Annotated in this window: 12 protein-coding genes and 1 pseudogene; 7 read left to right on the top strand and 6 right to left on the bottom strand. The window is 42.1% G+C overall.

The annotated features are described in order from the left end of the window. Window positions 1-887 precede the first annotated feature (887 nt). The 5 genes from RMY64_RS27050 (at window position 888) to RMY64_RS27030 (ending at window position 7,521) form a co-directional block, all read left to right on the top strand. Window positions 888-2,075: a HetZ-related protein 2 gene (locus RMY64_RS27050; protein ID WP_322671544.1), complete on the top strand. Its 1,188-nt coding sequence runs from the start codon at window positions 888-890 to the stop codon at window positions 2,073-2,075. Between the two features lie 268 nt (window positions 2,076-2,343). Further along, the gene (locus tag RMY64_RS27045) at window positions 2,344-3,612 is read left to right on the top strand and encodes a pilus assembly protein PilB (RefSeq protein WP_322671543.1); all 1,269 of its coding nucleotides are present in this window, start codon (window positions 2,344-2,346) and stop codon (window positions 3,610-3,612) included. Window positions 3,613-3,801: 189 nt separating this feature from the next. Beyond that, entirely contained in the window at window positions 3,802-4,485 is a 684-nt protein-coding gene (locus RMY64_RS27040) for a Crp/Fnr family transcriptional regulator (RefSeq protein ID WP_322671542.1), read from the top strand. A 109-nt stretch (window positions 4,486-4,594) separates the two neighbouring features. Next, window positions 4,595-6,634 carry a hypothetical protein gene (locus tag RMY64_RS27035; RefSeq protein ID WP_322671541.1) on the top strand — a complete coding sequence of 680 codons (2,040 nt, stop codon included), beginning with the start codon at window positions 4,595-4,597 and terminating at the stop codon, window positions 6,632-6,634. A gap of 195 nt (window positions 6,635-6,829) precedes the next feature. After that, window positions 6,830-7,521, top strand: a protein-coding gene (locus tag RMY64_RS27030; protein ID WP_322701624.1) for an IS1 family transposase whose coding sequence is annotated in 2 segments (ribosomal slippage) — window positions 6,830-7,165 and window positions 7,168-7,521 — 690 coding nt in all. Because the reading frame shifts where the segments join, the coding sequence is not laid out codon by codon here. Here RMY64_RS27030 and RMY64_RS27025 read toward each other — a convergent pair. Beyond that, window positions 7,485-8,072 (bottom strand): MoxR family ATPase, encoded by a 588-nt coding sequence (locus tag RMY64_RS27025; RefSeq protein WP_322701623.1) that lies wholly within the window; start codon window positions 8,070-8,072, stop codon window positions 7,485-7,487. The genes RMY64_RS27030 and RMY64_RS27025 overlap by 37 nt on opposite strands. A 426-nt stretch (window positions 8,073-8,498) precedes the next feature. Between RMY64_RS27025 and RMY64_RS27020 the strand changes: the two genes are divergently transcribed. Next, complete coding sequence (locus RMY64_RS27020) at window positions 8,499-10,280, top strand: M61 family metallopeptidase (RefSeq protein WP_322671538.1); 1,782 nt, start codon at window positions 8,499-8,501, stop codon at window positions 10,278-10,280. A 157-nt stretch (window positions 10,281-10,437) separates the two neighbouring features. On the opposite strand, the gene pyk is transcribed toward RMY64_RS27020, so the two are convergent. After that, complete coding sequence (gene pyk / locus RMY64_RS27015) at window positions 10,438-12,207, bottom strand: pyruvate kinase (RefSeq protein WP_322671537.1); 1,770 nt, start codon at window positions 12,205-12,207, stop codon at window positions 10,438-10,440. A gap of 372 nt (window positions 12,208-12,579) precedes the next feature. Here pyk and crtR point away from each other — a divergent pair, with 372 nt between their 5' ends. Further along, window positions 12,580-13,479 (top strand): beta-carotene hydroxylase, encoded by a 900-nt coding sequence (crtR, locus tag RMY64_RS27010; protein ID WP_322701622.1) that lies wholly within the window; start codon window positions 12,580-12,582, stop codon window positions 13,477-13,479. A 142-nt stretch (window positions 13,480-13,621) separates the two neighbouring features. Here crtR and RMY64_RS27005 read toward each other — a convergent pair whose 3' ends face one another. From RMY64_RS27005 to RMY64_RS26990, 4 genes and pseudogenes are all read right to left on the bottom strand, one after another. Continuing rightward, window positions 13,622-14,173: an opioid growth factor receptor-related protein gene (locus tag RMY64_RS27005; protein WP_322701621.1), complete on the bottom strand. Its 552-nt coding sequence runs from the start codon at window positions 14,171-14,173 to the stop codon at window positions 13,622-13,624. A gap of 231 nt (window positions 14,174-14,404) precedes the next feature. Beyond that, a pseudogene (locus RMY64_RS27000) lies at window positions 14,405-14,649 on the bottom strand (DUF433 domain-containing protein). 197 nt (window positions 14,650-14,846) lie between these two features. Continuing rightward, window positions 14,847-15,272, bottom strand: a complete 426-nt coding sequence (locus RMY64_RS26995) for a hypothetical protein (RefSeq protein ID WP_322690851.1) — start codon at window positions 15,270-15,272, stop codon at window positions 14,847-14,849. 464 nt (window positions 15,273-15,736) lie between these two features. Continuing rightward, entirely contained in the window at window positions 15,737-17,230 is a 1,494-nt protein-coding gene (locus RMY64_RS26990; protein ID WP_322701620.1) for a catalase, read from the bottom strand. Between the last annotated feature and the right edge of the window lie 122 nt (window positions 17,231-17,352).

Genomic DNA, 17,352 nt, shown 5'->3' with positions numbered 1-17,352 from the left:
TTTAAGAATAACTTACCAATATGAAAGGTGTAGTTGTGACTGAAGCTAGTTTAAAAAAGATAAATTTACTTATAAATCCCTGCTATCATTTTATACAACAAATTTCCAAAAATCCTTTGAAGCGCTAATTACCGTATATACACTTAATTAAATCAACAAATTTTACAAAACATAACTTAATACGATTCAGTGAAAGCCCGATCCTCTTTCAAAAGTAGGGAATTCAGCCAATTTTTTCAGAGGGATTAGGGAATCTTCCAAGGCAAAATCTCATCAACACTAAGAGGATGTTTAAAAAGTATTTTTGGTAACATTTAAGTCTCAGAAACCTAACCCCCCTAGCCCCCCTTCCCTACAAGGGAATGCGGGTTTCAAAGCCTCTCTCCGCTTGCCTAACGGCAGGCTAACGCCAACGGGGAGAGGTTTGGAAGTGGGGTTTGTAGTATACTTTGCGACTTTTCAAACAACCTCTAAGTATATTGAGATTAAACTAAATATTATATGACGTAAGGGTTTGTACAGAGTCGAAACTTATACTAGTGGAATAACGTCCAACTTTGAGTTAAATTAGATTCGTTCCTCGGATCTGTTACAAAATGTCAGATTTACCCGATCCATTTTGTGAAAGGTGTATCCTCCACACTTTAAGCAGATTTCTGTTCTCAACTAAAAAAACATAACTTTACAAAAAATTTAAATTGGCAGAATGCCCCAAATGCTTGATACATAGTAGGTTTGGACTTTTTAAAGTAAAAGTAAAACATCAATGTAGAAATTTCTGCATAATTTTAGTGAATCTAGACGTAATAAAAGTAGAATCACTGAGCTATTTTCATGAAACTCATGAAATCTGGGGCAGCTGCCAGTTAAACAATTAGGTGGGACGAATGGGGGTTGTAATGCAAACTTCAAAATTGAGTTTCGAGGAATGCAATCTCATTATGACAATAGATGTGGAAAAACTGGCTCTAGATTGGCAAAAGCGCTTGGCTGTGGAATGTCCAGACCAAAATGAAGCCGCAAGGCAAAGCATTATTCTCTGGCTGCTGGGATCTGACTCAAAACGGTTCGATCTGTATAATCCTAAAGAACTAGATATCGCCAAGCAAGCGATGGAATATCGCTGGAGGATTTTACGTCAACGCTACTTGGGGTTGGGGCGAGAACGTGCTTATCGCAACTTGATAACCCGATTGGGGAGTTTAGTAACATTACGGAATAAAATTCAGACTTGGGTTTCCCTCAGCCGCGATCGCCAGCGTAGTGTAATGGATGTATTACAAGAAGTACTCCAAGAATTACTGCAAAACGACAGCCAGATGCAACAGCAAATGGCTGATATTGCCAAATATACAAGTGATAGACGATTGGGAGATGCTCTGCTATTTGCTAGTTTAGAAGAATATTGTTTGCGGCCAGTAAGGAATCAACCCCTATTAGCTTATCGATTTGTAAATTATTTGCGTCGCACTCAGCGCGGTGGTTTAACCCAAGTGCCAGGGCGTGATTTGGTTCGCCTAGTCTCAGAAGAAGTTCTTACAGACGACAGTGACAATCGAGTTAACTTAGTCGATAGTCAGGCGATCGCAGAATATATTGAAGCACAACAACTAGAGGAACAACAGGGACTGCGCCAGTCAGTACAAAAAGAATTTGAAAATTATTTACAAGAAAATCTTGGCACAGAAGCAGTGGAATGGCTACGGTTGTATCTACAAGGTAAGTCCCAAGAAGAGATCGCCAAAAAACTGAATAAGCAGACTAAAGAAGTCTACCGTTTGCGAGAAAAAATTAGTTACCATGCTGTACGTGTTTTTGCCCTCAAAGGCAATCCAGAACTCGTAGACAACTGGCTCTCAATTTCCTTGCAAGAACATAACTTGGGATTAACCCAAAACCAATGGCAGCAACTTGATGAAAAATTGACTCCTCTAGGGCGGCAAATCTTAGATTTGCGCAGAGCAGGTAATTCAATAGAAGCCATAGCCGAACAGTTAAAACTCAAAACCCATCAAGTGCTAGGCGAATGGACGAAAGTCTATCTTGCAGCCCAAGCTTTAAGAACCCAAGAGTAGCCTGTAGTGGAAAATGGAGCATAGGGAAGTGGGGAGTGGGAAGCAGGGAAAGAGGGGAGAATAATTAATACCCAATGCCCAATGCCCAATGCCCAATGCCCAATGCCCAATCTTCAGTATTATCCCCAGTCCCTAATCTAAAATTCATACTTTACTTACATTTACTTAAGTATATATAATTGGAATTTTAACAATTTAACAAAGTATCTTTATTAACTACCTATTGAATTAGAGGCAAAATATAAGTAAACACCAACGAATCAAATCTATGTTGTCTTCAAAGGGCGAACTAAATGATACCGTAGCAAATGGACAGCAAATGCCAACTGCCGCTCAAACTAGGTGGGAGCAAGAAGGCGATTGCGAACAAATGTTCCACCTAATCGATCATCTTTTGTCCTTTGAAGCTTGCCTCTACCACCAGATTTTACCCTTTAGATTAGAAGACAAAAACCTCTTGCTAGGTATGGTTTATCCAGAAGAGAGCGAAGCCCTAGATTATGTTGGTCGCATTTTGTCTTATATCAATTGCACAATGGTGATTGAGGCGATCGCAGCCGATGCTCACCGCAGAATACTATCAGCCTACCTCAATCATAAGAATATATCCCAGCTAGATGCCCAACAACTGCATCAGCCAACAGTGGACTTTCCCCCAACAAATAGCCCAGCTACGATTACTGACATACCCAGTCCTTCTCTAGATGCCGACTCAGAATCAAATCAACAACCAGTATTGACGGTGTTTCAGACACAAAAGCGCCAAAATTCTGGACAGCGGGTAGACTTGCCTCCTATCCCAGAGCTAGACCAATCATCTCAAACTACGACATTCTTCACCCCTATTTCTAGAACTCAATCGGGAGAGTATTCTGAACCCACATCATCAAACAATTTACCTATTTTTCCCACACAAGCTTCCCAACTACTGAATCCGATTGAGTTGCTAACAACACTGCCACCAAAAAAATTACTAGAAGAATTACTAGGGCGAATTTTTGCTGGGGGAATTGGTCGGCTGTACTTAGAAAGACAAGCTTACGAAGGCAGAATATTGTGGAGTGACAATGGAGTTTTGCAGTCTGTATTAGACAAACTGCCGCTCTCAGTTTTTCAAGGAGTATTGAATGAATTAAAGCGGTTTGCTTCCCTACCTGTAACCACGCTTGCAGAACCAAAACAGGTAGAAAAGGAATACGTGTATCAAAAAAACCGCTTATTATTACGTTTGCGAGTCATGCCGGGAATCTACGGCGAAGAGGCAACACTCCAAGTATTGCGGGGAGCAGCATTAAAATTCTATCAACAACAACAATTGACGCGTATAGGCCGCGATGCTTTAGGAATTTCTCAACAACTAAGCATTAAGTTACATGAACTACAAGAACAACTTTTACTGAATCCTAGCCTTGATTCTCAGCAATTAGAGGCTTTAGTTGCCCTGAATCAATTAGTGAAAAATTTAGACCAACAGATCAAAATACTGGCACTAGATAGCAATCTACCAACAAAGAGTAAATCATCAGTCAGTAGGTGAAAACGCTGATTTCGTTCGCATACATAATTGTTATGTTGTAATGGAATCCTAGACTGATAAAGCTTAGAGATTCATCTCTAAATAAATACAAATTTTGCGATCGTATTCTGAGTAAGATTACGGTTTAGACAAACTTAATAGTAGCAAAGTTAGTTACCCGCTCTTGAATCCTATTGTTGCAAATATTTCATGCTAACTGAGGTTTTTAGTGAACTTTTCCCCTTAATGAGTACAGCCAATCCACAGACATTGGAATGGCTACTTAACGTTGCAATTGAACATGAATATCCATCTGGGCGAGCCGTTGTGATGGAAGATGCCTGGGGTAACGCCGTTTACTTCGTGGTTTCTGGTTGGGTCAAAGTCCGGCGTACCGTCGGGGACGATTCAGTAGCTCTGGCAATTTTTGGTCGTGGCGATTTTTTTGGAGAAATGGCAATTTTGGATGAATCTCCACGCTCAACCGATGTCATTGCCCTTTCATCAGTGAAATTGCTTAGTATCTCCAGAGAGCGGTTTATTCAAATACTGTTTAAAGACCCGCAGTTACATCACCGGATGTTGCAACTGATGGTGCGGCGATTGCGACAAATTAACCTGCGCCTACAAATGCGGTCTTCACCACCAGCAGTCAAACTCGCCCATACCCTAGTGAGTTTAGGCGAAAGTTATGGTCAGGAATCAGACTTAGGAAAAGAAATTTTTAACATTCCCTTTAAAGATTTAGCAGAGGTGACAGAAATCGGCGTTGAAGAAACCACCAAAATCATGGAAAAGCTGCATGAAAAAGGGTGGATCAAAATTGATAGCGCCAACAACATCACTTATCTTGTGAACTTCAAACAGTTGATGAACTTGGCTGGCAAAGTGTAATTGTTTTATTTATTCAGCGATACAAATTTTGGTATTAAGTAAGTCAACCGATAAGATGCTTCGGTTGACTTACTTATTAGAGGTGTAGGTACTTCACGAAATTAGTCCAATGGATGACACCATTCCACCCCTGACAAAAAACGTCACACAGGCACAATTAGTAGCAGCAGAACCTAGTACTGACCCTGAACTGTTGCGCGAATTAGGATTATCTAGCGACCAACAAACCCGTCAGTTGGTTGCAGGTAATCCTAACACCCCAGTTGATGTCCTGTTGCGTTTGGGAGCAGAATTTCCGTCCCAATTGCTAGATAACCCCGTGTTCCCATTACTGCTTTTTGAAAATCTTAATCTAGTTGCAGAAATTCCCTTACCTACCTTACGAAGCATTCTTAGGCTAGAAAATGTTCCTGTGTCTATTCTAGAAAAATTAGCAGATAAGTCAGATTACAAAGTACAACTACTAGCGCTAGTTAACAACGTCCAAACTCAAAAAGTAGTTTTCAATCGGTTAAATCAAATCAACGATTCTTATATTGTCGAATCTGCTCGTTTACACATCAATTTAGCTGGTGAATTAACAGAGGGATACGAGCAAAAAGTTAAAGAGGTAATTCAAGGAGCCATCTCTTGCGATCGCAATGTTTTTGCTTACGATCTTGTTGTCCCCGCTCAAATTTGCTTTATCCCAGAATTTATTGTTGAATGTTGGGTAAGGGAGCCAATCTATGAGCATTATTTGTGTAGGAGGATTGCTTATTCTCCTGCTACCTCTGCCAGTATTCTCAAACATTTAGCCAATCATACTGATGGTTATACACGGAATGGAGTTGCCCAAAATCCCAATACTTCCGCAGAAGCTTTACGAAAATTGGCAAGCAAACAGGAAGCAGGAGAACCTCGAATCTTTCTTGCTCGCAATCTAAATACACCTAGTGATGTTTTGGAGAGTTTGAGCAAAGATCGAGATAAAAAAGTTCGTATTAGCGTCGCTGAAAATCCCAACACACCCCTAACTGTACTTCAATATCTAGGAAACGATACAGAGAGAAATGTTGCTGAGGCTGCTACTAGAGCAATAGGAGAACAACAAGGGGAATATACTGCTGAAACAGTCAGAAAAAACCCGAAAACTCCCCCCCATGTGTTGGAAAAGTTAGCAGAAAAAGACCCCCAGACTGTCTGCCAACACCCAAATACACCGTCCGAACTGCTTTTAGAATTCTCCAAAAGCGTTAACTCACAAGTTCGTGAATGGGTGGCTAAAAACCCCAACGCACCAGTGAATATTTTAGAACAGTTGGCTGATGATGACTCTTCTACAGTTCGGCAGGAGGTTGCCCAAAATCCGAATACACCATTAAGTCTTCTGTTTAAGCTATTTGCTAGAGACGCATCGTTAAGCGATACAATAGCTTATCAAATGTCAAGAGAACAATATCACTCCCCCCAGGTGAAGAGTATCTTAAATATCCTAAATGAAGAAAGTACCAGCCACCTAGAAACCATTTTGCAGAGATTAGTAAGCGAGGGAGGAGAGGCGACTCGTCTGTTTTTAGCTCGTCGCGTTGATTTACCTGCTCATATATTGGCACAACTTACTGAAGCAACAGAGGTTAAGGTGCGTCAGGCTGTAGCTCAAAACGCGAATACACCAACCAGCGCCTTGGAAAAATTAGCCAGAGACGAAGATAGTACAGTTCGGATGCATACCGCTTCAAAAATTAACCTGTCGCCTGAGACTTTAGAAGAACTAGCGGTTGAGAAATCATCTAGTGCAGTGCATGAAAAGGCAATGGTGAATCCCAGTTTACCAAAAGAAGCAGTGGAACGTACTCTTTGCGGGGAATATGCAACAGATTACTTGAAACTGAATCCTGATTTTCTATCTCGTCATCCTGATAGCAAGGCTAGGGTAATCAATTACTATGCCAAGTCCGAGTCTTTTTGGGTTCGTTTTATTGCCCTACTTCAACCCCAGATTTCTCAGGAATTACTACAGGAAAAAAGCCTTTCTATTTACTGGTTGGAACGATTAGCTGTGGCTCAAAATCCACAAGCTGCTCAAAAAATCCTCAATCAGCTGGCAAAAGACGGCAATCAGTTGGTTCGAGCAGCAGCAAAAGCTACATTGCAGGATCTCTCTTAATCCTATATTCGCAGCAGAAGATTTAGGGACTTCCAAATAAAAAAACATCCCAAAACTGAGGCAAAAATTCTCTCTATTTCTTTTCTCTCTGTGTTCTCTGCGTCTCTGTGGTAGCCTACAGCAAGCCATTCTGCATCTACGTTTATTTAAATAATTGGCGTTGCATAATAGAGGGATGAATTGAGGTCATCTACTGTGCAATGTCCATACTGCGACTCTACTGAAATTAGAAAAAATGGTAAACGAAGAGGTAAACAAAATCACATTTGTGTCAATTGTGGTCGTCAATTTATCGATGTTTACAGTCCACCAAAAGGGTACTCAAATGAAATCAAGCAAGAATGTTTAAGGTCATATGTCAATGGCATGGGATTTCGAGCAATTGAGCGTGATAAAGGAGTTCACCATACAACCGTAATTTATTGGTTAAAACAAATAGGCGAAAAACTCCCCGACGTACCGCCTAGCGACGACATACCATCCGTTGGAGAATTAGATGAACTACAAACCTTCATCGGTTCAAAAAAAACAAAGTTTGGTTGTGGACGGCAGTAAATCACTTTCATGAGGGTATCTTAGCTTGGGTAATAGGCGATCGCAGTTCAGAAACATTCAAATGCTTGTGGGATATTGTTTCCTATTGGCAATGTTACTTCTACGTCACAGACGGTTGGAAGGTTTATCCTTGCTTTATTGACCCAGGAGACCATATCGTGAGCAAAACCTATATGACTAGGGTCGAGGGCGAAAATACCCGCTTGCGCCATTACCTAGCAAGACTACACCGAAAAACACTCTGCTATTCTAAATCCGTGGATATGCTTAAACATTCAATTCGATTGTTACTTCATTATTTTAAGTATAGAGAAATACCCGTGTTTCCATGATTCATCCCGCATTTATGCAACGCCAGAAAGGCTATTATTTGCTCGTGTACGCCTGTTTCTAAGGCATAAGCTTTGAAGCTATCAAAATCAGGTTGTGCCTCTAGATGTAAAAACCTGTTTGCTAAAGGCGTAGGCATATCAAATACAGCTGCACGGTCTTCTTTGCGGTTGCCAGCAGCCCAGACAAACCAACCTGATGGTACAACGTAAGAGCCGACTTTTCGATCTAAAATCAACTGTTGAGCGACTCCCTGCATTGCTGGCGGTGCCATATTTAGTTCATCTAAAAACAAGATGCCTTTACCGTCACGAGGGAGGAATTCTGGTGGATACCACTTGGAGATACCATCTTCAGCAACGGGTAAACCGCGCAAATCGGTGGGCGCAAGTTGACTGAGGCGCACATCCACAAAGTCGATATCATACTCTTGAGCTATCTGTCCGACAATGCTGGATTTGCCAATGCCAGGAGGCCCCCAAATCATCGTACTAATTTGCAAGTTTTTACGGATCAGGTTGTCTAAATATGCTTTTAGATCGGAAGGTGTCATGGATTTTCGCTTTTCGGTCAAAGCTCAGAAGATAGAACCTCGGCTTCTAACGAGAAGTAAAGGATACGGGTATTATATTTGAGCATTTCCAGGTATAACCTAGAAACTAGATTTTAAAAGTGTTTTATTACAAATGGGTTTTCTAATCAGAGAATCTCCGCCAGTAAGGATTTTTGGTGCGTTGGCGTAGCTCATTGTAGACATCGCAGACTGCTAAATATGGCTGAAATACTCAAATAGCCTGTAGTAATTATGTACAATGCATAAGTAGTATATTAGTTATGCAAAAGAAATAAAGTGTAATCTTTATTTGAGAACAAGCGGATTTATACGTGGAGTCAAAACTTACAATACTGTCTTTTCTACGAGATGCAGTGCGATCGCACTGCATCTCGTAGCCTATTAACAATTATCTCAGCAAACAAGATGACTGAAGCAACAGCAACTCGTCCCAATACCTACATCGAGGGAACTGGGCCAATGATTCATTACCTGGTGGCTATGCCTCAACCAGAAACCCATCTGTTTGAGGTGACTTTACACCTTGTCGATTATCCCTTACCGATTCTTGATTTAAAATTGCCCGTTTGGACACCAGGTTCCTATTTAGTCCGAGAATACGCCAAGAATTTACAAGATTTTGAGGCTTTTGCAGAGAATAAGCCTTTAACTTGGCGTAAGCTTGGTAAAAATCATTGGCAGATAGACAAAATAGATGTTTCAGAATTAACTGTACGTTACCGCATTTTTGCGAATGAGCTATCGGTACGAACAAATCACTTAGATATCACTCACGGTTATTTTAACGGTGCGGCACTATTTTTTAGAATACCTGGCTGGGATAAGCAACCCATTCGCGTCACTATCGTACCACCACAGCCAAAATGGCAGGTAACTACTGCCTTACCACCCGTTGCTGAGGAAACGAATACTTTCTTGGCTAGCGATTTTGATACTCTGGTGGATACTCCTTTTGAGATTGGTTCCCACCAATTGTATAAATTTGAGGTATTAGGAAAACCTCATGAATTGGCAATCTGGGGACAAGGTAATTACCAAGTTCAGCAAATGATTGCTGATATCCAAAAAATTATTCAAGTAGAAGCACAGATGTTCGGCGGTTTACCATATCAACGATATGTGTTTCTGCTACATTTATTTAGCCAAGCTTTTGGCGGTTTGGAGCATAAAGACTCTTGCTCCTTAATTTACCAGCGTTTTGGATTTCGCGCTCAGGAAAAATACGATCGCTTTATGCAATTGGTAGCACACGAATTTTTTCACTTGTGGAATGTGAAGCGTATTCGCCCAAAAGCATTAGAGGTTTTTGATTACGACCAAGAAAATTACACCCCATCATTATGGTTTTGTGAGGGTACTACTAGTTACTATGACTTGTTGATTCCTTTGCGGGCAGGAATTTTTGATGTTCAGTCGTATTTGAATAACTTGGGTAAGGAAATTACCAGATATGAAACTACACCGGGGCGGAAGGTACAACCCGTTTCCGAGTCGAGTTTTGATGCTTGGATAAAACTTTATCGCCCGGATGCCAATAGCGGTAATTCCCAAATTTCTTACTATTTAAAAGGAGAAATGGTATCGTTGCTGCTAGATTTGCTGATTCGCTCTACTCACAACAATCAGCGCTCCCTTGATGACGTGATGCTGAAAATGTGGCAGCAATTTGGGCAAGATGAAATCGGCTATACCCCAGAACAGTTGCAGGAAGTTATCGAATCTGTTGCCGGAATCGATTTGACTGATTTCTTTAAACGCTACATTGATAGTACTGAGGATTTGCCTTTCAATCAGTATTTAGAACCCTTTGGTTTGCAGTTAGTAGCCGAACAGCAAGAAGAACCTTACCTGGGCGTGAGAATAAATACAGAAAATGGGCGGGAGATCGTTAAGTTTGTAGAAATTGGTTCACCTGCACAAGTAGGGGGAATCGATGCAGGTGATGAGTTGTTAGCAATTGATGGGATTAAGGTAACGGCAGGTGGCTTAAGCGATCGCCTCAAAGATTACCAACCAAACGATACCATTCAAGTAGCAGTTTTCCACCAAGACGAACTGCGTACCTATTCCATCACCCTCGCATTACCACGCCCCATTCGATATCAGGTGAAGCCTGTTGATTATCCTAACTCCACCCAGCAACAAAACTTTGCTGGATGGCTTGGGGCTGCGATCGCAACTGTTTAATTAAGGGGCATGGGGCATGCATGGGGCATGGGGCATAGGGCATTGGCAGAAGAGGCAGAGGGGAAAAACTTACTGAACTTCTCCCCTGCTCCCCTGCTCCCCTGCTCCTCTGCTCCCCTGCTCCCCTGCTCCCCTGCCCCCTGCTTCTTCGCCACTTCTAAGCCGTTCTCACCGCCCCAGAGTAAATCAAACCCCGTTGCAAATCTAGCGTTATAATCGCTCCATCCCGAATCGCCTGTGTTGCCTGCTTCACGCCGACAATGACTGGTACACCGAGACGCAAGCCAATCACTGCTGCGTGACTTGTAAGACTTTCATCTTCAGTAATAATCCCGGCAGCTTTCCGAATTGCCTCAACAAAATCGGCACTAGTGCGGGGTGCAACCAAAATATCTCCGGGATTAAAGTTACTCACATCCATACCAGTACTAGCTACCCGTGCGCGACCACTTACTGAACCTTGTCCTAGTCCAATTCCGTGACCTAGTACTGCCGTCACCACCTCTACTTTAATCAAATCTGTAGAGCCAGAAATCCCCTGGAGTGTACCAGCGGTCATCACTACTAAATCTCCTTGGGACAGTAACTGAAGTTCCTGAGCCACGTTAATCGCAGCTTGAAATGTCTGACCAGTAGAAGGTAATCCTAGCACCAACAGCGGTTTGACTCCCCACACCATCTGTAGCTGCCGCGCCACATTTACATGGGGTGTCACTGCCAAAATTGGTGTGTGAGGACGAAACTTAGAGACATTGCGAGCTGTTGCCCCAGTTTGCGTTAGGGTCATAATTGCTGCTGCACCTAGTTGCTCGGCAATTTGACCAACAGCTTGACTAATCGCATTGGGAATGGAGCGGCGGGAATCTCTCAAAGAACGTAAGTTTAAGTGTTGGGCTTCTTCCTGCTCCATCCGCTCGGCAATTCGTGCCATCGTCGCCACTGCTTCTACAGGGAAGCTACCCACAGCGGTTTCATTGGAGAGCATCACCGCGTCTGTGCCGTCTAAAATCGCGTTTGCCACATCCGAAACTTCAGCGCGAGTGGGACGGGGATTGCTCACCATGCTATCTAACATTTGAGTAGCGGTGATGATGGGAATCCCCAAGCGATTTGCTGTGGCAATTAGCCGTTTTTGCAGCACCGGAACATCTTCTGCTGGCAATTCCACCCCTAAGTCGCCTCTGGCAACCATCACGCCATCACACAAAGCCAGAACCGCTTCCATTTGTTCAATGGCTTCATGCTTTTCAATTTTGGCAACCACTGGCACTTGCTTGCCTGTACTAGAAATTAGTTCTTTAATTTCGATCATGTCCTGGGGATTGCGGACAAAGGAAAGTGCCACCCAATCGACACCCTGATCTAGACCAAACATTAGATCCTCTCGGTCTTTGTCGGTCATTGCCTTAATTGACAGGTAAACGCCGGGAAAATTTACGCCTTTGTTGTTAGAAAGTTTACCAGGCACGGTGACGCGACAATGCAAATCACCTTTGTCCCGGTTTATTTCCTCCACCAACATTTCTACTCGTCCATCATCGAGGAGAATTTTTGCCCCAACTGGGACTTCTTCGGCTAAATAATCGTAGGTGACGCAACTAATTTCCTGCGTGCCTACAACTGGACGATTTGTCAAGGTGAAGCGATCGCCTTTTGCCAAAACTATAGACCCGTTATCAAACTTCCCCAAACGAATTTTTGGGCCCTGCAAGTCTTGGAGAATAGCCACTGGCTGATTTAGTTCAAAGGCAGTTTGCCGAATTAAGCGAATACTACGCTGATGGTCGGCATGAGTTCCGTGGGAGAAGTTTAGCCGCAGCGTCGTGGCTCCCGCTTCAATAATCGCCTTGAGTATTTCAGGACTGCTAGTGGCGGGCCCAATAGTAGCGACAATTTTTGTCCGGCGCAGAGAATCTCGTAATTGCATAAGGGCTGAAGTTAGGGAGCTATCTGGGAAGTCATCGTAACTTAAGTGGCATCTCCTTTTCAGTCACTGCTATATCAATTAGATATAAGCAGTTAGATGAGGGTTTATGGGAGAGTGGGGGCTGTGGGATAGACTAGATATAGTACATCAATCTTGTATCTATCCTCCCAACGAAGGAGTTTATTGCATCAACTTCTTGCCGATTGTCATACCCCACTTATCAGTAAAGACTAGGCTTCGTCTGGAATCATAGCGTTATTCATCTGCTGATATGCAAAGCTGTCGATAAATCTTGCTATACAAAAGTTTACAAAACTTTATTCGTCCCTAATATTTATCGTATATTCGTAATGTTTGATTAAGAAGGAGACAATGTTGGAGACGATCGCATCGGAGGCAAAAAAGCCACTGACAATCCCGCCAAAGGAATTTTTAGCGCCTCCTGGTGATTTTAATCCCACGCTACTGTTGTTTTTGGTAGCTGTAGCAATGCTGGTGTTATCTAACTTTGGTTACTGGCTTTGGGAATGGCCGCACTGGCTGTGTTTTAGCGTTAACACTATTGCCTTGCATTGTGCTGGAACGGTAATTCATGATGCCTGTCACCAATCTGCCCATCGCAACCGGGTGATGAATGCAATGTTAGGACATGGCAGCGCTCTGATGCTAGCTTTTGCTTTTCCTGTATTTACGCGAGTGCATTTACAGCATCATGGTCATGTCAATCATCCCAAAGACGATCCAGATCATTATGTCTCTACAGGCGGGCCGTTGTGGTTGATTGCAGTGCGGTTTTTGTATCACGAGGTGTTTTTCTTTCAACGGCGACTGTGGCGTAAATATGAGCTATTAGAATGGTTCATTAGCCGCTTAATTGTCGGTGTGATTGTTTATATCTCAGTGCAATACCACTTTTTAGGTTACATTTTGAATTTTTGGTTTATACCAGCTTTTGTGGTGGGAATAGCACTAGGATTATTTTTTGATTATTTGCCCCATCGTCCTTTTGCGGAGCGCGATCGCTGGAAAAATGCTCGCGTCTATCCTAACCCGATTCTGAATATCTTGATTATGGGACAGAATTACCACTTAATTCATCATTTGTGGCCTTCTATTCCTTGGTATAATTACCAGCCTGCATATTATGTAATGAAACCGCTTTTAGATGAAAAAGGATGTTATCAAACTTCAGGATTGTTGCAGAAAAAGGACTTTTTTGAGTTTGTTTACGACATCTTTTTAGGAATTAGATTTCATCATCAAAAACAATAGAGTTGCTGCATAAAGCGATCGCTATTGAAATTGATGTATAAGAACTTATCTTTGACAACATCCGCCCCGAAGGAATTTTCAGATTAGACTGGATCGATAACCTATACTGCCCTGCCCAAGATTTAGCTTGCTGGCAGATACTTTAAGATGTCGCATTGGGTTTAACTGCAATTGTCCAATACTGAAATGTTTTTCCCCCAATCCGATCGCTATCCTCACGGTAGATTTGCCGCAAGCATTCATAAAACGCTTGGGCTTCATTCTCCAATCCAAATGTTATTAAACACTTTAAAATACGGGTGATGCGAAGATAATTGTGGTTAAAGATATACACCCATTCGCCTTTACGATTCAGATAGTCTTCTGACTGGCTGATAAGTATTTTTCCGTCATTACTCTCGTGGCGTTGCAACCCATAAAATTTAAGCATAACTGTGAAGGAACGCAGCAAATTTTGACGTAGGTGTGGGTTGCTTTGAAATGCTTGAATTACTTCCTCATCAACGATGGGTGCATTAGAATTGAATGCACTTCGCTCAGGCAAAGGGAACAACCACTGAATGTAATCATGGGTACACTCCAATTGTTCAAAATCCCAAGTCCACATCTCTTGAATTGTCCGACCTTCTGAATCGCGTTGCTCGCCTAAGTAGAACGGAACAAGCATTGCAGTGAGTTGTTTTTGATGATTCATTGCAAATTCCCTTTACAACTCAATATCTTGATTTTGAGCGCGATCGCCTTACCAATGACCTTAGAATAAAAATTGTATCTTTTCAGTCATAGACTCAGAAGAAAGGTTTAGCGTTTTTATAGCTTCTTCAATATCTACTCTGAAATCTAAGCGTTGAGCCATAAAATTTACATCGCTCTAATACCAATATAATCAGTGAGTTCACGCCTCAAGGGTCGTGGAACACATTCATCAAGCAGAATTCGCATAGGCAGTCAGCATTTCCTTTGCTAATTCGAGAGCGGCGTAGGCGTAGCCCGTCGTAGACATCGCTTGCTCACGGCTGACACTGGGAAAGCGATCTAAAAACTCATCTAGTGAGTCACCCGCTTCCAGATAATCGACTAAGGTTTTTATCGGCACACGAGTATCAACAAAAACAGGGGTTACCCCAATATATCAGGGTCACTATGAACAACACGCGATGTAGATGTCATATAGTTAGTATGCGTGCGACAGATAACCTTCCGATCCTAGCTTTGATTCTCTCGTAAATCTCAGCATATATTCCATATTCTTGAAGCCTTATTTAGCGCAGCTTAATAAATAATTAGTATTACAATTAAACATAGGGTATGACAATGTATTATCAAATAAATATGCCATCGAATCTGTTCGCGCTTGTCAAGATTCTCTAGTACTTCCTAGTATTATTTATTTTTGTCCCAAGAATTGATTGCTCTTTATCTTTTATGAGAAATTTAGAGCTATTAATTCTAATAACCTCATACATTTCTGCCACAAACACTGAACCTAAAGTAGCTACCATATCTGCAATAGAAATCTTAAATACTAATGGAACCTTAAAATTAAAAAATGATTTTGGCATAGTTTTAACATTTAAATACAACTTTTTTTGACTAACGTACCATACTCCAGTAAATTTATTACCTGTTAGAAGTTCTTTAGGTTTAGATAAAAGTAATGTTTGAATCCTGGTTTGCTCATAAGTCATATCATCTTTAAATTCAATAGTTATTTTTTCCGAACCAGTATTAAAACGCCATTTTCCCAAAAGTAAAATTTCTATTTCTAAATCGGAATGTTTACTAATATTCATATCTTACTTATCCACAGAATAATTATTTAATTTTTCTCTCAACTTAGGTGAACAGTTGCGTGTAGCAAAAATGCTTTGATTTCCTACTACCCATATCTTTGGATGATTTTGTCTAAAAAATTTTTGAATATCATGAATGCAAACTCTTACATTATTAAGATACTCTCACTTGGCAAAGTGCATAAGCATAAACTTTCGTAACGAGCGTCTGTTCATCCTCACGCTACAACTGAACTTCTGCATCCGGGTAGGTGACTTGGAGTGCTTCTACTTGTAAGTATCGCCTAATCCTTCCACGCCTGATTCGTTATTAATGCGTATTTAGATGCATCGCTACACGAATTCGTTTTAGGGCGTTGCATAATTGCGGGATGATTTTACTAGTTTTGTGGGATGGGCCGAAAAGCCCGTCCCTTGTATTTCTGGGCGGGCAGGATGCCCACCCCACAAAATTTTGGATAAGGCTACCAATTACCTACAGGTTGAGCAGTTGGAGAAAACATTGAGGGATCGATTGAAATGCCCAATCCTTCAGCTACACGACGACCATAAGAAATATCTGCCCGGAAGAAGTGGCAAAGTTGGCGCATTTGGATATCCTGTCTCGCTTGAGAGAGACTGCCGACGATATTATGAGCAAGACGCTCTTGCTGCTCAGGAGTTAGTAACCGATACAAATTACCTGCTTGGGTGTAATCGTCGTTTCCTTCACGATGACTGTAACGATCGACTGTGACATCGCCCAAATGGTTAGGTGGCTCTGCATAAGCTGGATTTTCTTTAGGCGTACCCTCAGCACTATTCGGTTCATAGTTAGGAGCGCTACCGTGGTTGTTCCCCGATGCCATAAAGCCATCTCGCTGATAATGCATCACTGGACATTTGGGCTGGTTGACTGGTAGTTGCTGATAGTTACCACCCAAGCGATACCGTTGAGCATCTGGGTAAGAAAAAATTCGAGCTTGCAGCATTTTGTCTGGAGAGAAACTAACGCCAGGAACCACTGCACTAGGGCTAAAAGCGGCTTGCTCTACTTCGGCGAAATAATTCTCAGGGTTACGATTTAGCTCTAATATCCCGACTTCGATTAAAGGATAATCTGAGTGCTTCCAAACTTTGGTCAAGTCAAAAGGATTATCAGGATGTTTGGCCGCTTGCTCCTCGGTCATCACCTGAATACACATCCGCCATTTGGGATAATCTTTGTTAGCGATCGCTTCAAACAGATCGTGAGTCGCATGATCTGGATCTTCACCCTTAATCTTAGCCGATTCTTCCTCCGTCAAGGTTTGATGCCCTTGCAAAGTCTTAAAGTGAAATTTGCACCAGACGCGATCGCCCTGAGCATTAATTAAGCTGAAGGTGTGGCTACCAAAACCATCCATGTGTCGATAGGTTTTGGGTATTCCCCGATCTGAAAACAGGATCGTCACTTGGTGAAGCGATTCTGGACTGAGTGACCAAAAATCCCACTTTGCATTCTGGTCTTTGCAATTAGTTTGAGGATTGCGCTTTTGGGTATGGATAAAATCAGGAAACTTCAGGGGGTCACGGATGAAGAAAATCGGGGTATTGTTGCCTGTGATATCCCAGTTGCCCTCTTCAGTGTAGAACTTGATAGCAAAACCTCTAGGGTCGCGCTCGGCATCTGCTGAACCTTTTTCTCCCCCGACTGTAGAAAAGCGCAGGAGAACTTCAGTTTTCTTGCCAATTTCAGAAAAAAGTTTAGCTTTACTGTAGCGGGTGATGTCATTGGTGACAGTAAAAGTACCGAAAGCAGCCGCACCTTTAGCGTGGACAACTCTTTCAGGAATACGTTCTCTGTTGAAATGAGCCAGCTTTTCTAAGAGATGAAAATCCTGGATTAATACAGGCCCACGCGATCCAGCCGTGAGTGAGTTCTGATTATCAGCAACAGGAATACCGTCAGCAGTTGTCAAGTTTTGGGGTTCAGTCATGGTTCAAGAAGCTCTCCATGTAAGTTACTCAGATTGCCCACAGTACATTTTAGTCAGTAGGTATCTATCTACTGATAGAACAATCTAATTCAACGTGAGTTCGATAAACCTCTCCCTCCCAG

This window comes from Nostoc sp. DedQUE08 (assembly GCF_034530895.1).
Classification (GTDB): domain Bacteria; phylum Cyanobacteriota; class Cyanobacteriia; order Cyanobacteriales; family Nostocaceae; genus Nostoc.
The sequence above is the reverse complement of the archived record's forward strand: the minus strand, read 5'-3'. Positions and strand labels throughout refer to the sequence as shown.

Excerpts from the sequence above, each read along its gene's own strand:
- RMY64_RS27005 (WP_322701621.1), bottom strand. The coding sequence starts at position 14,173 with ATGAATCATCAAAAACAACTCACTGCAATGCTTGTTCCGTTCTACTTA.
- RMY64_RS26995 (WP_322690851.1), bottom strand. The coding sequence starts at position 15,272 with ATGAATATTAGTAAACATTCCGATTTAGAAATAGAAATTTTACTTTTG.
- RMY64_RS26990 (WP_322701620.1), bottom strand. The coding sequence starts at position 17,230 with ATGACTGAACCCCAAAACTTGACAACTGCTGACGGTATTCCTGTTGCT.
- RMY64_RS27025 (WP_322701623.1), bottom strand. The coding sequence starts at position 8,072 with ATGACACCTTCCGATCTAAAAGCATATTTAGACAACCTGATCCGTAAA.
- RMY64_RS27050 (WP_322671544.1), top strand. The coding sequence starts at position 888 with ATGGGGGTTGTAATGCAAACTTCAAAATTGAGTTTCGAGGAATGCAAT.
- pyk (WP_322671537.1), bottom strand. The coding sequence starts at position 12,207 with ATGCAATTACGAGATTCTCTGCGCCGGACAAAAATTGTCGCTACTATT.
- RMY64_RS27035 (WP_322671541.1), top strand. The coding sequence starts at position 4,595 with ATGGATGACACCATTCCACCCCTGACAAAAAACGTCACACAGGCACAA.
- RMY64_RS27040 (WP_322671542.1), top strand. The coding sequence starts at position 3,802 with ATGCTAACTGAGGTTTTTAGTGAACTTTTCCCCTTAATGAGTACAGCC.
- RMY64_RS27045 (WP_322671543.1), top strand. The coding sequence starts at position 2,344 with ATGTTGTCTTCAAAGGGCGAACTAAATGATACCGTAGCAAATGGACAG.
- RMY64_RS27020 (WP_322671538.1), top strand. The coding sequence starts at position 8,499 with ATGACTGAAGCAACAGCAACTCGTCCCAATACCTACATCGAGGGAACT.
- crtR (WP_322701622.1), top strand. The coding sequence starts at position 12,580 with ATGTTGGAGACGATCGCATCGGAGGCAAAAAAGCCACTGACAATCCCG.